At 61.8% G+C, this 13,586-nt stretch carries 11 protein-coding genes; 10 read left to right on the top strand and 1 reads right to left on the bottom strand.

The genetic code is table 11. The annotated features are described in order from the left end of the window. Positions 1-31 precede the first annotated feature (31 nt). Positions 32-1,537 (top strand): DHA2 family efflux MFS transporter permease subunit, encoded by a 1,506-nt coding sequence (locus FA87_RS08080; protein WP_051944251.1) that lies wholly within the window; start codon positions 32-34, stop codon positions 1,535-1,537. 85 nt (positions 1,538-1,622) lie between these two features. Here the strand turns inward: FA87_RS08080 and FA87_RS08075 are convergent, their stop codons facing one another. Next, positions 1,623-5,726: an AAA family ATPase gene (locus FA87_RS08075; protein ID WP_156128519.1), complete on the bottom strand. Its 4,104-nt coding sequence runs from the start codon at positions 5,724-5,726 to the stop codon at positions 1,623-1,625. Between the two features lie 464 nt (positions 5,727-6,190). On the opposite strand from FA87_RS08075, the gene phaR reads away from it, so the two are divergent. The 9 genes from phaR (at position 6,191) to FA87_RS08030 (ending at position 13,561) form a co-directional block, all read left to right on the top strand. Beyond that, positions 6,191-6,700, top strand: coding sequence for a polyhydroxyalkanoate synthesis repressor PhaR (phaR, locus tag FA87_RS08070; RefSeq protein ID WP_043693675.1), 510 nt, complete (start codon positions 6,191-6,193; stop codon positions 6,698-6,700). An 88-nt stretch (positions 6,701-6,788) separates the two neighbouring features. Beyond that, positions 6,789-8,168, top strand: a complete 1,380-nt coding sequence (locus FA87_RS08065; RefSeq protein ID WP_043693671.1) for an NAD(P)/FAD-dependent oxidoreductase — start codon at positions 6,789-6,791, stop codon at positions 8,166-8,168. A gap of 59 nt (positions 8,169-8,227) precedes the next feature. Beyond that, positions 8,228-8,863, top strand: coding sequence for a cytochrome c biogenesis heme-transporting ATPase CcmA (gene ccmA / locus FA87_RS08060; protein ID WP_043693667.1), 636 nt, complete (start codon positions 8,228-8,230; stop codon positions 8,861-8,863). After that, the gene (gene ccmB / locus FA87_RS08055; RefSeq protein WP_043693663.1) at positions 8,860-9,546 is read left to right on the top strand and encodes a heme exporter protein CcmB; all 687 of its coding nucleotides are present in this window, start codon (positions 8,860-8,862) and stop codon (positions 9,544-9,546) included. Before ccmA ends, ccmB begins: the two co-directional genes overlap by 4 nt. A gap of 66 nt (positions 9,547-9,612) precedes the next feature. Then, positions 9,613-10,380 carry a heme ABC transporter permease gene (locus FA87_RS08050; protein ID WP_043693660.1) on the top strand — a complete coding sequence of 256 codons (768 nt, stop codon included), beginning with the start codon at positions 9,613-9,615 and terminating at the stop codon, positions 10,378-10,380. Continuing rightward, positions 10,377-10,577, top strand: coding sequence for a heme exporter protein CcmD (gene ccmD, locus FA87_RS08045; RefSeq protein ID WP_036113652.1), 201 nt, complete (start codon positions 10,377-10,379; stop codon positions 10,575-10,577). Before FA87_RS08050 ends, ccmD begins: the two co-directional genes overlap by 4 nt. Then, positions 10,561-11,061: a cytochrome c maturation protein CcmE gene (gene ccmE, locus FA87_RS08040; protein ID WP_051943718.1), complete on the top strand. Its 501-nt coding sequence runs from the start codon at positions 10,561-10,563 to the stop codon at positions 11,059-11,061. The genes ccmD and ccmE overlap by 17 nt, the downstream gene beginning before the upstream one ends. Beyond that, positions 11,058-13,022: a heme lyase CcmF/NrfE family subunit gene (locus FA87_RS08035; protein ID WP_043693657.1), complete on the top strand. Its 1,965-nt coding sequence runs from the start codon at positions 11,058-11,060 to the stop codon at positions 13,020-13,022. The genes ccmE and FA87_RS08035 overlap by 4 nt, the downstream gene beginning before the upstream one ends. Then, positions 13,019-13,561: a DsbE family thiol:disulfide interchange protein gene (locus tag FA87_RS08030; RefSeq protein WP_043693654.1), complete on the top strand. Its 543-nt coding sequence runs from the start codon at positions 13,019-13,021 to the stop codon at positions 13,559-13,561. Before FA87_RS08035 ends, FA87_RS08030 begins: the two co-directional genes overlap by 4 nt. Positions 13,562-13,586 lie beyond the last annotated feature (25 nt).

Below are 13,586 nucleotides of genomic sequence, written 5' to 3'. Positions count from 1 at the left end.
CGCACCGGCGGGCCCGAAACCGCTGCAGGGCATGCAGCTGGTCCTGCTGACCATCGCCGTCGCGTTCTCCACGTTCATGGAGATTCTCGACATGACGATCGTCAACGTGGCCGTCCCGCATATCGCGGGCAGTCTGGGCGTGAGTTCGAACGAGGGCACGTGGGCGATCAGTTCGTACGCGCTGGCCAGCGCGGTGATGCAGCCGCTGACGGGCTGGATCGCCAAGCGCTTCGGCGAAGTGAAGACCTTCTGCTTCTCCGTCGCGCTGTTCGTCGCGTTCTCGATGCTGTGCGGCCTGGCCACCAGCATGCCGATGCTGGTGCTGTTCCGTCTGCTGCAGGGTGCGGGCTCCGGCCCGATGGTGGCGTTGTCGCTGTCGCTGTTGCTGGCGAGCTATCCGAAAGACAAACAAGGCATCGCGCTGGCGATGTGGGCGATGACCGTGGTCGTCGCACCGATCTTCGGCCCGATCCTCGGCGGCTACCTCACGGACAATTTCTCCTGGCCGTGGATTTTCTACATCAACGTACCGGTGGGCGCCGCGGCGGGCGTGATCACCTGGGCGATCCTGCGCACCCGTGAAACGAAGATCGTGCGCGCTCCGATCGACTCGGTAGGCCTGTTCCTGCTGGTGCTCGGTGTGGGCTGCCTGCAGTTCATGCTCGACAACGGCAACGACCACGACTGGTTCGCGTCGCCGCTGATCCTGACGCTCGGCCTCATCGCGGTGGTCGCGCTGACCTTCCTAGTCATCTGGGAACTGACCGCGAAGTATCCGGTGGTCGACCTGTCGCTCTTCACCCGGCGCAATTTCGCCGTCGGCGTCAGCGCGTTGTCGCTGGGCATGCTGGGCTTCTTCGGCATCACGGTGGTGTTCCCGCTGTGGCTGCAGACGACGCTGGGCTATACCGCGACATGGGCAGGCCTGGCGACCGCGCCCGTCGGCATCCTCGCGTTCCTCATGTCGCCCATCATCGGCAAGAACATCCAGCGGCTGGAACTGCGCGCGGTGGTGACCTTCGCCTTCCTCGTGTTCGCGTTCACCGCGTTCTGGTTTTCGACCTTCAACAGCGGCGCGTCGTTCGCCACGCTGGTCCTGCCTCGCTTCGTCATGGGCATCGGCATCGCGTGCTTCTTCATTCCGCTGAACCAGATCTTCCTTTCCGGCCTGCGGCCCGACCAGATCGCCGGTGCGTCGGGGCTGGCCAACTTCTGCCGCACGCTCGCGTCGAGCGTGTCGACCGCGCTCACGGTGACGATCTGGCAGCATCGCGGCGAAGCGCACCATGCCTCGCTGACCGAATACGTCAATCCGGCGTCCCCGGCGGCGATGGCCTATGTCGACCGGCTGCAGATGATGAACCTGCATGGACAGGCACAGCGAACCGTGCTGGACCAGGTGGTCAACCGGGAGGCGCTGACCCTGGCCGTCAACGACGTGTTCTGGCTGTGCGGGATCCTTTTTCTGGCACTGATACCGATTCTCTGGTTGGCGAAGCCGCCGTTCGGGAATGCCGGAGGAGCGGCGGCGCACTGAAATATTTCGCACCAATTCCGGCACAACCACACGTCAATTGGAAAAACGTCGCCGCAGTGTGGAAAGCCTTCCCTCCGCGCTCTAGCTAGTTACCCCCGCCAAACTCCTTTCTCCTCTTTTCGTAGTCTGCCCGGAGACCTTGCGGAAGGGCCATTCCCACCGCATCTGCAGTAGTCAGAATAAGATCAAGAATGAATCTCTCATCGTTTTCGCATTCGCGCAATGTGGCCTCGATATAAGGGACCACGAGCCTTGGCTGATTCAAATAAAACGACTGAGTGGCAACGATCTGCGCCCAGGCATCACGCTGCCAAGCTGCTACGATTCGAATAATGTCCCGCTTCAAGTGGGACCTATCGGCCTGTTGCAGTGAGCGAACTGAAGCGATGAAATATTCTTTGGGGGTCGCTTTACGGCCGGAAGCAAAGACGAGTAAATTCTCTAACACCTGCTCCTCAAATGACTCAGCAGACGCCCCATTCCGCAGACCATCAATCTTAGCAAGGACCGTCTCGGACAGGACCTCATCCCCAAGCCGACCAGCCACAGCCGATGGCATAGAAAGCACTATTTCGGCACGTCCCCTGCATGCCGCTCCGATTACAAAACAAAGAATCGCACCATTGAGGAAATCGATGGCACCCTGCGGCCAAGACCCCGGTTGCTCCCGAGGCAACAACTCTCTGCTCGGGCAAAGCACATCAAATGCCGCCCCGTCGCTTACGCGACGGATGTAGTCACCGTGCGACAGGCCGATGGTTACATAACCAGCCAAGTGCTGAGCAAACTTCCCAACATCCAAATCTTCCACACTGTTAAAGATGAGTTTTGCGCGAAGGCTGAACTCAAAAGACGGGAGCATGTATCCGTTGAGTCGATCGTGCACGACCGCAACGAAGTCGTGGTGTGTTCGGGACTGGATATCCATCTCAGCTAGCATGTACCACGCCACGTCGATCGAAGCGAGCGGGCGTTCCCCGAAACTAATATCTGGATCGGGATTGCTGCAACAACCCGGATCCATGACAATATTCTGAGGGTCCACGGCGAATGATAGATCATCGAGCCTTGACATGAACCATAAGACCAGATGCCTGATTATGTGGTGCGCGAATGCAGCGCGATGCGAGGAGCTCGCCTCAAGAGAGTCCAATTCAGAGAGCGCTTTAGCCAACAGCTGCAATGCCCGACTCGTGCTTTCAGCCATAAGAGCCGCCGCAGCCGCGTCAGCAAGAAGGCCGGCAGCCATAGCGTTCATGTCATTCGACTGAACAACCAAGGCAGATTTTCTACTCTCGAGAAACCACTCCTCAGCTCGGGTCCAGTCTCCGATTTTCGCCGAGCTAATTGCTGCTTCCCTCAGAGTAAACGCTCGTTCAATCGAGTTATCCTTGCCCACCAAGTCAATTATGCTACTTAGCAATTCGAATGCACGATCATGATCTTGTGCACGCCAATATATTCTTGCGCGTGCTCTAGTTAGAAGCACATTCTCGCCGCGAGCCGATGTTGCATCATCGATGACATCGAGCGCACGCTGTCGATCGCCGCTAAATTCATCGAAAATTATCGCGCGAGCAATCCAACACTGTGTTGCTACTGCCTGCTGCTCCCAGCCGGCCGTCTTGCGTGCCATGCGCAGGTATCGCTCCGCTGCGTCTTCCACGTCAAATGAGTCGCGGTTGGCGATAACGCAGGGTCCCTGGACAAACACTGAGAGATCTGGAATCGTCTTAGTGAGCATATTCATATACAGCGCTCTCTCCGCAACCGATATTGCGTCGAGTTCGTCCACTATACGCTCCAAGGCACGCACGCTGCCCAGCTGCGAGCTTCCGATCGCGAAGAGCACCGAAACAGCCTCATAGGGATTTGAGTACCGTGATGAACCTCCTCCAAAGATTAGGGAGAAGTGCTCGTTATTTGCGGAAAGCGCGCGGAACTCACGCAAAAGCCCAAACCAGTCATCGAGGTGGTTGGCCACCCCAATCACGTTCAGGACTGTCACTAACAGAGCAACGTGAAAGGTATCCCGAGCCTCGCCCTCAGAGTGGAGACATATTTCTTCCTTGGCAGCCTGGACGCAGCGGGGAAGCCACGACTTGTCGCTACTCGCAGCAATTACCTTCACCTGCACCAATCGAAGCATCGATGAAACAGCGATATTCTCGGGATAAAGAGGACCTTCAGTAGGCAGCAAACGGAGGATCGAGGAATTCTCTGCGAGGAAATCCACTACCTCCGAATTTCCGTGAAGAAGTTTTGTTGCCAGACTCGCTAAAACACCCGTGTTCTTGCCTAAATAGGCATGCGTAACGATCTTGTCGATGTCATCAGCGTGAACCGCCCTCACGGATAGAAGACTCGTAGCGATTCCGCTATGTAACTTAACTTGAAGCTGCGGTGGAATCATCTCTCGACCGAACTTAGCGGCAAGAGGTGACACCCGATAGCGATTTATCCCTCTAACCTCGATCCAAGATCCAATAAGCTCATCCAAAGCCTCGCCAGACGAACACAGTGGCGGCGGAGCATCCGCGAGCTGCATAGCGAGATCCCGATCGAAGTCACCTATAAACAGGCTCAATCGATATAACAGCGTACGACTGTGCTCCGGCAACTTCAGCGCCACCGCACGCCTTGCAGCCTCGCGCTCCGTTTCTACGTCGCCAGACGACAGACCCAAGCTCAGAACGTCCGGTATTTCCGCCTGTGGCCATCCTCTAACGGCCATTCCAGAAACGAAAGCGTGGACGAGCTGGGGATGCCCCCAGGCACCACTAACAAACGAGAGCCTTCCCCATAACTCCCGATCCCCGTTGTTCAAAGAAACTAGATCGCATGCCTCCTCCTCCGTGAAGTACGGACAAGCATATATACACGCCAAACTCAGACCAGAGCCTGAGAGCGCTTTAGCACTAGGCGCGTTGTAGCATGTAACAATTGCCGTCATATATCGTCGACTAATCGCTTCCATTAGTTGGGCAAGCGTTAGGCCAAGGCGAGGGTCATTAATGCAATTAAAGTCCTCGATCACGACCGTTTGGACCGTCAAGCTTCCAAGCCGGGACAGTAGGATAGCGAGCCTATTGGACGCCTCGGAAAATTCAACGTCACGTAGGTCAATAGTGATGAATCCACCGCCGATTTTTCGCGCAACTTCTCGAGCCACGCTCGTCTTCCCCACCCCGCTGGCACCTGTTATAACGGCCGCTCCGAATTTCCGAAGTCGATCCTCCACAGCGAGCACAACACAATCCCGAGAAATCTGGACAAGAGAATCAGGGAGCGAGACCGAATCGGCAAGCCAAGAGAGCTCGCCAACAGAAACAGGAATGTCGGAGCCATGAGAGCTCGACCGTGACGTCGCCAATTCTGCCGAAGCCTTTAAGAGAACGCCGAGCATAGATCTGGAGATCGAAGTACGCGTTGCTTCGTCTATGACTTCTGTCAGCTTGACTCTCGTAAGCGATCGCTCCTTCGCACTCTTCATCACGCTCGTCTCAAGCACATGATAAAGAAGTACGTTTGCTAGACTTTTCGCCTCCGCGACGGGCACTTGAAATCGGTCCCTAGCAACCACTGTCAGTCGCTCATCGAACTCTTTACGCAGCGCCGCAATATTCGGCTTTCCGCAACTCCACCGAATTCTGCGGAGCAGCTCGCTCCTCAAGGCCTCGTCGTCGCGACTACGAGAAAATTCATTAACCTTCTTGGAGAAATTTTCGCTCTCCAGAAGCGTGCGTATAGGGGTGACGTCGCCGGCTTTTGCAGCAGTCCGCCAATAAGACAGCCCTGCCTCCTTCATCGGACATCCTATTGAAGCCTTTTCGGTGCCTATTTCGGAAGTCGTGAAGTACTCGAAGTGCACCTCTACATTTCGATTCTCCTCGGATAGATGCACGAAGTTGGAAATTGCTTCACGAATACTCTGTGTGTTTAGGGTGACTGTAGTCGAAGCCTGCGTATCTTTTACCTGCACAGCATGAAGAATTCCCTCAGCGAAAGTGGCGTAATCCTCCGCGACCTCAAGAAAGATCGTTGATCGTTCACCTAAGTCCAGCCAAGCAAGTGAAGCGACTGTCACTTGATATGCATATCCGCGGAGCGCATCGACGGCCTGACGCGCAAGCTCAGCACGTGGAATGTAATCTTCAACGCCGAATTTCGATTCATCATCTGCATTCATATCAACGCAATGTCCCTGTCCCTTAAAACTCTGCCGCTACCGGCACCTCCACTGCTTAAGAGTGAGAGCGCACGCATTGGGCCTCAAAAACGGTCGACCCGGTACCCGTTCGCCCTACCGACTAGCATACTGACACCTAAAAAAGGCGGCCATCGAGTTCATCTATTCGTGTTCGGTGCCACCCGCGAGTCGGCGCGGCGCGGCGACTATAGTAGGAAGTGATCCGACCATTGAGAGTCTGGCCTGTCGTTGCCTTCGCTAGAGCTGACTATCGCTTTGGCACCGTCTCGTAACCTTGCAAAGAGTGTCTGCTAGCGCTCCGCCGCCGCTACCTAGCCGTCCGAACTCGCATTTATTAAGTTTGTGTTATTTAAATCGTTCCAATCCCATATGTGAAACCGCAAACGTTTACAAGACGGTGCGACAACTGGTGCGACGCAATACCACGTGGTAGCTTTCGCCGCATGGCACAATCCCTACGCATCATTAAGAAGTATCCGAACCGTCGTCTGTATGACACGGAGATCTCGAGCTACATCACGCTGGAAGAAGTCCGCCAGCTGGTCCTCGACGGGGAAACTTTCGAAGTCCGCGACGCCAAGTCCGGTGACGACCTGACCCGATCCGTCCTGCTGCAGATCATCTCCGAACACGAAGAGCACGGTCAGCCGATGCTCTCCCCGCAGCTGCTGTCGCACATCATCCGCTTCTACGGCGACTCCCTGCAGGGCTTCATGGGCCCCTATCTGGAGCGCAGCCTGCAGGTCTTCCTCGACCAGCAGCAGCAGTTCCGTACCCAGCTCAACAGCCTGATGGGCCAGACCCCGTGGTCGATGCTCAACGAGATGACCGAGCGCAACCTCGACGTCTGGAAGTCGATGCAGCGCGGTTTCCTCGATGCCGCCACGGCCAAGCCGCCCGAGCCCGCCTCGCGTCAGAGCCAGGCGTCGCGGCCAGGTAAGAAGGCAAGCTGACGCATCCCGCCGCCAGGGACTTGCTCCCGGCGGCGCTGCGGCGCACGATGCGCTGCCCCGCAATATTGCGCAGCAAAAACAGGCCGCCATGCCCCGTAACGACATCGCCGTGGTCGGCGCCGGACTGGTCGGCGCCATGGTCGCCACCCTGCTGACCCAACGCGGTTTCCGCGTCTCCGTCTTCGAGAAGCGCTCCGATCCCCGCAAGGCGGGCTTTCAGGGCGGCCGTTCGATCAATCTCGCCCTGGCCGAACGCGGCCTGCATGCCTTGCGCGCCACCGGTCTCGCCGCGCAGGTGCTCGAGCAGGCCGTCATGATGCGCGGCCGCATGGTGCACGATCCGGCCGGCCACAGCGGCCTGCAGCGCTATGGGGTGGACGATTCCGAAGTGATCTGGTCGGTGTCGCGAGGTGGCCTGAATAACCTGATGCTCGATGCCGCCGAAGCCGCCGGCGCGACCATCCATTTCGACCAGGGCCTGGCCGGGGCCGATCTGGACGCGGGCAGACTCATGCTGCGCAGCATGGACGGAACCGAGCGCAGCATCAACGCGCCCGTCATCATCGGTGCCGATGGCGCCGGGTCGGCATTGCGCGCCGAGATGCACCGACATTCGCCGCTCGGCGAACGGATCGAAGAGCTGGGTCACGGCTACAAGGAACTCGAGATTCCTCCTGGCAAGGATCCCTCCGCGCCTTTCGCCATCGAACGCAACGCGCTGCATATCTGGCCGCGCGGCCATTACATGTGCATCGCCCTCCCGAACCGCGAGGGCAGCTTCACGGTAACGCTGTTCCTGCCCAACGATGGCGAGCACCCCAGCTTCCGTACGATCGCAGGCGCGGCCGCCGCCGAGGGCTTTTTCCGCACGGAATTTCCCGATGCGCTGGCGCTGATGCCCGAGTTCACGAACGACTGGGCGGCCCATCCGGTCGGCACACTGGCGACGCTTTACCTGGATCGCTGGCATATCGGTGGCCGTGCCCTGCTGATCGGCGACGCCGCGCACGCGATCGTGCCGTTTCACGGTCAGGGTATGAACTGCGGATTCGAAGACGCGGCCGAACTGGCGGACCTGTTCGCGGCGAATCCGTCCGATCCGGCGGCCGTGTTCGCCGCCTTCGAAGCGACGCGCAAGCCGAATGCCGACGCGATCGCCCGGATGGCGCTGGAGAACTACGTGGAGATGCGCGACAAGGTCGCGGATCCCGTGTTCCTGCGCAAGCGCGAGCTGGGTGCGCTGCTGACGGAGCGCTGCCCGACGCACTACCTGCCGCGCTACCGGATGGTGACGTTTACGCATCTGCCTTACCGCTACGCGCTGGAGCGTGGGCAGGCGCAGGACGTGCTGGTGGAGCAGCTCCTGCTGGGGCATGAAAGCGTGGCGTCGGTGGACATCGAGGCGGCTGTGCGGGCGCTGCAGGCGACTTTGCCTCCGTTGCCGGCTGAGGCGTTCGATCGGGGCTGAGGAAGCCGCGACACCGTCACGCATGGACAAGCCGCCGCATGGCCCGGACAATCGTCGGAATGACCGTCGCCGCCGCCAACGCTGTCCTGCTTGAAGCGCGCTCCCTGTGCTTCCTGCGCCAGGATGAGCCGGTCTTCGGTCCGGTGGATTTCGCACTGCGCGAGGGCGAAATCGCGCTGATCGAGGGCGACAACGGCAGTGGTAAAACCACGCTGATGCGTGTGCTTACCGGCATGCTTCGCCCCGGCTCGGGGGAGGTCCTGCTCGACGGCGCTCCGTTCTCGCTCGATACCGTCGCCGGGGCCGTGGTCTTTCTCGGCCACCATCCCGGCCTGAAACTCGACCTCTCGCCTCGCGAGAACCTGCGTGTCGCCGCCGGACTCTACGGCTTGCGCGGCGGCGCCGATATCGATGTGTCCCTCGCCCAGGTCGGCCTCGCCGGATACGAAGACGAGTCCGTACGCCGCCTCTCCGCCGGACAGAAGAAGCGAGTGGCTCTCGCCCGCTTGCTGATCCTGCCCGCACGCGTGTGGCTGCTCGACGAGCCCTACGCCAATCTCGACCGCGAAGGCATCGCCCTGATCAACCGCCTGCTGGAGCGCCATGCGGCGCGCGGCGGTGCCGCTCTGGTGACGAGCCACGGGGCGGTGTCTTTCGCCGGCGACGCACCACGCCGCATCCGGCTGCACGCATGACGCCCGGAAGCACACCCGCCGCCTGCGCCGCCCTGCTGCGCCGCGACCTGACCCTGGCCTGGCGCCGGCGCGGTGACATCGCCATGCCCGTGCTCTATGCGGTGATCGTCGCGACACTGTTCCCGTTCGCCCTCGGACCCGAGCCCGCCCTCCTCGCCCGCATCGCCGGTGGCGTCGTGCTGGTCACGGTCGTGCTGGCCATCCTGCTTTCGCTCGACAACCTGTTCCGCGGCGATATCGAGGACGGCTCGATGGAGCTGCTGATGCTCGCACCGCAGCCGCTGGCCTTGCTCGTGGGCGTCAAGATCCTCGCTCACTGGATCGTCTCGTCGCTGCCGCTGATCGTCGTCGCACCGCTGCTGGCCAGCATGCTGAAGCTTCCGGCGCCGGCCATGCCCGTGCTCGTGGCCACCCTCGCGCTGGCCACGCCGTTGCTGTGCCTCCTGGGCGCGATCCTCGTCGCGCTGACGGCCGGCTCGCGACGCTCTGGTATGCTGCTCGCGCTCATGCTTCTGCCGCTTTGCGTGCCGGTCGTCATCTTCGCCGCGGGGGCTGTATCAGCCGCGCAGGACGGCCTGCCCTGGGTCGCGCCGGTGGCGTGGCTCGGCGCCGGACTGGTTCTGGCGCTGGTGCTGGCACCGCTTGCGTGCGCCGCGGCGCTGCGTATCGCGATGGACTCATGATGCGCGCCACCGTACGGACCGGAATCCGGACTCACCCTTTCTCGCACCAAACGGCAACGAGGACCGATGGCTAACTGGGTTCCCCTCTGGCTGCACCGTCTCAGCTCCCCGCCGGTGTTCTACCGCTTTGCGGGTGCCGTCCGTCCATGGGCGCTGGGCCTCGCCCTGCTTCTCGGCGGTGTGGCGCTCTATGGCGGCCTGTTCGTCGCGCCCGCCGACTACCAGCAGGGCGACGCGTACCGGATCATCTTCATCCACGTACCCAGCGCCTGGATGAGCCTGTTCATCTACGGCGTGATGGCCGTCGCCGCGTTCATCGGTCTGGTCTGGCGGATCAAGCTCGCCGAAACCGTGGCGATGGAGTCCGCCCCTGTCGGCGCCGCCTTCACCCTGATCACGCTGGTCACCGGCTCGCTCTGGGGCAAGCCGATGTGGGGCACGTGGTGGACCTGGGACGCGCGCCTCACGTCCGAGCTGGTGCTGCTTTTCATCTACCTTGGCATCGTCGGTCTGTACCACTCCTTCGAGGACCGGCGTCAGGGCGCGCGCGCCGCGTCGTTCCTGGTGCTGGTCGGCGCGGTCAACGTGCCGATCGTGCATTTCTCGGTGAACTGGTGGAACACGCTGCACCAGGGTTCGACGGTGCGTCTGCTCGGGCCCTCGCATATCGATGCCAGCATGCTGTGGCCCCTGCTGACGATGATGGCGGCGACCAAGCTGTATTACGTCGCCAGCCTGTTCGCACGCGTGCGCGCCGACTTCATCGTCGCGGAAAGCGGCAAGGGCTGGGTGCGCGATCTCGCCCTGAACACGCCGGGGAACGACGCCGCATGACCGCCGCCCTCGCCATGGGCCAGTACGGCTTCTACGTCTGGACCTCGCTCGCCGTTTTCTTCCTCGTCCTTCTGATCGATACCCTCGCGCCACTGGCGAGGCGTCGACGCAACCTGCGCGATCTCCGCGCGCGCCTCGCGCGCCAGGAGAACCGCCGCCGTCCCGGAACCGCTCCCCGTAATGAATCCCACCCGTAAGCGTCGCCTCGCCATCGTGATCTCGGTGATCGCCGCCGCCATCGTGGCGGTCGGTCTGACCGTGTTCGCATTGCAGCGAAACATGAATTATCTCTTCACGCCGAGCCAGGTGCAGCAAGGCCAGGCCACGCAGTACGGCAGCTTCCGGCTGGGCGGCATGGTCAAGGCGGGTTCGATCCAGCGCGCGAAGGACAGCCTGAAGGTCAGCTTCATCGTCGTCGACGACCAGGGCGCCATGCCGGTGGAATACACCGGGATCCTGCCGGACCTGTTCCGCGACAACCAGTCGGTCATCGCGACGGGTCGCATGGACGACGCCCGCTTCATCGCCAGCGAAGTGCTCGCCAAGCACGACGAGAACTACATGCCGAAGGAACTCAAGGACGCCATGGCCAAGGCGCATGAGAACCGCAAGATCGACGACAAGGGCATGGGCGATCAGGCCATGACTGACAAGGCCACGGCACCGGGTACGCCGAAATGATTCCGGAGCTTGGCCAGTTCGCGCTCGTCCTCGCGCTGTTGCTGGCGCTGGTCCAGGGAGTGCTTCCCATCCTCGGCGCGTGGCGTGGCAACGCCGCGCTCATGGCCGTGGCGCGACCCGCCGCGGCCGGCCAGGCCGTGTTCGTGTTCCTGGCGATGGGCGTGCTGATCCACGCGTTTCTCGTCTACGACTTCTCGGTGGCCTATGTCGCCGACAACTCGAACCTCGCGCTGCCCTGGTACTACCGGATCACCGCGGTGTGGGGCGCGCACGAAGGCTCGATGCTGCTGTGGGTCTTCATCCTCAACGTCTGGTCGCTCGCGCTGGCGGTGCTGAGCCGCCACCTGCCGACGCCTTTCGTCTCCCGCGTACTCGGCGTGCTCGGCCTCATCGGCGTCGGCTTCCTGGCCTTCATCCTGTTTACCTCGAATCCGTTTCTGCGTGAGCTGCCGATGCCATCCGACGGCGGCGACCTCAACCCGGTGCTGCAGGATCCCGGCATGACCTTCCACCCGCCCGTGCTCTACATGGGCTACGTGGGTTTCTCGGTGGCTTTCGCATTTTCCATCGCGGCGCTGCTGGGCGGCGAGCTCGAGCAGGCCTGGGTGCGCTGGGCTCGCCCATGGACCAACGTCTCGTGGGCGTTCCTCACCATGGGCATCGTCGCCGGCAGCTGGTGGGCATACGCCGAGCTGGGCTGGGGCGGCTGGTGGTTCTGGGACCCGGTCGAGAACGCGTCGTTCATGCCCTGGCTGGTCGGCGTCGCGCTGATCCACGCCCAGGCGGTGACCGAGAAACGGGGCTCGCTCCCCGCGTGGACGGTGCTGTTATCGTTGTTCGCGTTTTCGCTGTCGCTGCTCGGCACCTTCCTCGTGCGCTCGGGCGTGCTGACCTCGGTACATGCGTTCGCTTCGGATCCGCGTCGCGGCCTGTACATCCTCGGCTTCCTGATCGTGGTGATCGGCGGCTCGCTGCTGCTCTATGCCATCCGTGCGCCCAGGGTGGCGACGGGCAAGCCGTTCGCGGCACTGTCGCGCGAGACCGGCATCATGATCGCCAACCTGCTGTTCACCACGGCGGCAGCCATGGTGCTGCTGGGCACGCTGTTCCCGCTGATCGGCGACGCGCTCAACCTCGGCCGCATCTCGGTCGGACCACCCTATTTCAGTTTTCTGTTCATCGCGCTGATGGCGCCCGCGGTCCTCCTGCTTCCGTTCGGCCCCTACCTGCGCTGGGGCAGCGCCGAGGGCCGCCAGCTGACGACGCTCGCCCTGCGTGCCGGTATCGCCGCCGTGATCTGCGCCATCGTCGCCGCCTTTGTCGCCCAGGGTCACCTGCGTGCGATCGCCGGCATCGCGGGCGCCGTCTGGGTGGCCGCGGGCACCCTGTCGTACATCCTCAAGCGCTGGCGCGAGATGCCGCGCGGCCGCCGCTATCCGGCCGAGATGGCCGGCATGCTGGTCGCTCACACGGGCGTCGCCATCTTCATCATCGGCGTGATGCTCTCCGAATCGCTGAGTGTCGAGCGCGACGTACGTATGGCGCCCGGTGACACGCAGGCCATCGGTGGCTATGTATTCCGCTTCGATGGTGTCCACGAAACCCAGGGACCGAACTGGCGCGCCGATGAAGGCACGGTCACCATCCAGCGCGATGGCACGACGATGGCGACCGTGAAACCGCAGAAACGCACGTATTCGCGCGGCCAGGTACAGACCGAATCCGCCATCGACGCGGGCTTGTTCCGCGACATCTACGTAGCGCTCGGCGAGCCGATGCAGGCGACCGATGCAGAGGGCGCCTGGGCGCTGCGGCTCTACTACAAGCCGTTCGTCCGCTGGATCTGGCTCGGCGGCCTGTTCATGATGCTCGGCGGCTTCCTTGCCGCGGGTGAGCGCCGCTTCCGCGCGAAGAAGGCCGCCGCGACCGCCGCGGTGCCCGCGAAGGAATCGCTCGCATGAGTCGCCTGATGCCCTTGTTCGTGTTCCTCGCGCTGTGCGGTCTGTTCGGCTTCGGTATCTGGTGGAACACGCAGCACGATCAGCACGAGATCGTCTCGCCGCTGATCGACAAGCCAGCGCCGGACTTCCTGTTGCCCGAACTGGGTCAGCCCATGAGCACGGTTGGCAAGGCATCGCTGCTGGGTAAGCCGTATTTCCTCAACGTGTTCGGCAGCTGGTGCATCGAATGCGTGCATGAGCATCCGGTGCTGTCGGGTGAGGTGAAGTCGCTGGGCCTGCGCCTGGTTGGCCTGAACTACAAGGACGAACCGTCCGACGCGATGAACTGGCTGCACGAACACGGCAACCCGTTCGACCTCGTCATCACCGACCGTGACGGACGCGCCGGCATCGATTTTGGCGTGTACGGCGCGCCGGAAACCTTTCTGATCGATGGCAAGGGTGTGATTCGTTACAAGCACGTAGGGCCGATTACGCCTGAGGTGGTCGATAAGGAATTCCGGCCGGCGCTGGCGGCGCTGTCGAAGGAAGGTGGCTAGTGAGCAGGTACGGTCGCGCGCGGGG

It is taken from the genome of Luteibacter sp. 9133 (assembly GCF_000800155.1).
GTDB lineage: Bacteria > Pseudomonadota > Gammaproteobacteria > Xanthomonadales > Rhodanobacteraceae > Luteibacter > Luteibacter mycovicinus.
Note: the sequence above shows the minus strand (reverse complement) of the source record. Positions and strands in the feature narration are given on the sequence as shown.

Coding starts and splice junctions, on each gene's coding strand:
- ccmB (WP_043693663.1), top strand. CDS start 8,860: ATGACGCCCGGAAGCACACCCGCCGCCTGCGCCGCCCTGCTGCGCCGC.
- phaR (WP_043693675.1), top strand. CDS start 6,191: ATGGCACAATCCCTACGCATCATTAAGAAGTATCCGAACCGTCGTCTG.
- ccmA (WP_043693667.1), top strand. CDS start 8,228: ATGACCGTCGCCGCCGCCAACGCTGTCCTGCTTGAAGCGCGCTCCCTG.
- FA87_RS08065 (WP_043693671.1), top strand. CDS start 6,789: ATGCCCCGTAACGACATCGCCGTGGTCGGCGCCGGACTGGTCGGCGCC.
- FA87_RS08080 (WP_051944251.1), top strand. CDS start 32: ATGCAGCTGGTCCTGCTGACCATCGCCGTCGCGTTCTCCACGTTCATG.
- FA87_RS08050 (WP_043693660.1), top strand. CDS start 9,613: ATGGCTAACTGGGTTCCCCTCTGGCTGCACCGTCTCAGCTCCCCGCCG.
- FA87_RS08035 (WP_043693657.1), top strand. CDS start 11,058: ATGATTCCGGAGCTTGGCCAGTTCGCGCTCGTCCTCGCGCTGTTGCTG.
- FA87_RS08075 (WP_156128519.1), bottom strand. CDS start 5,726: ATGAATGCAGATGATGAATCGAAATTCGGCGTTGAAGATTACATTCCA.
- FA87_RS08030 (WP_043693654.1), top strand. CDS start 13,019: ATGAGTCGCCTGATGCCCTTGTTCGTGTTCCTCGCGCTGTGCGGTCTG.
- ccmE (WP_051943718.1), top strand. CDS start 10,561: ATGAATCCCACCCGTAAGCGTCGCCTCGCCATCGTGATCTCGGTGATC.
- ccmD (WP_036113652.1), top strand. CDS start 10,377: ATGACCGCCGCCCTCGCCATGGGCCAGTACGGCTTCTACGTCTGGACC.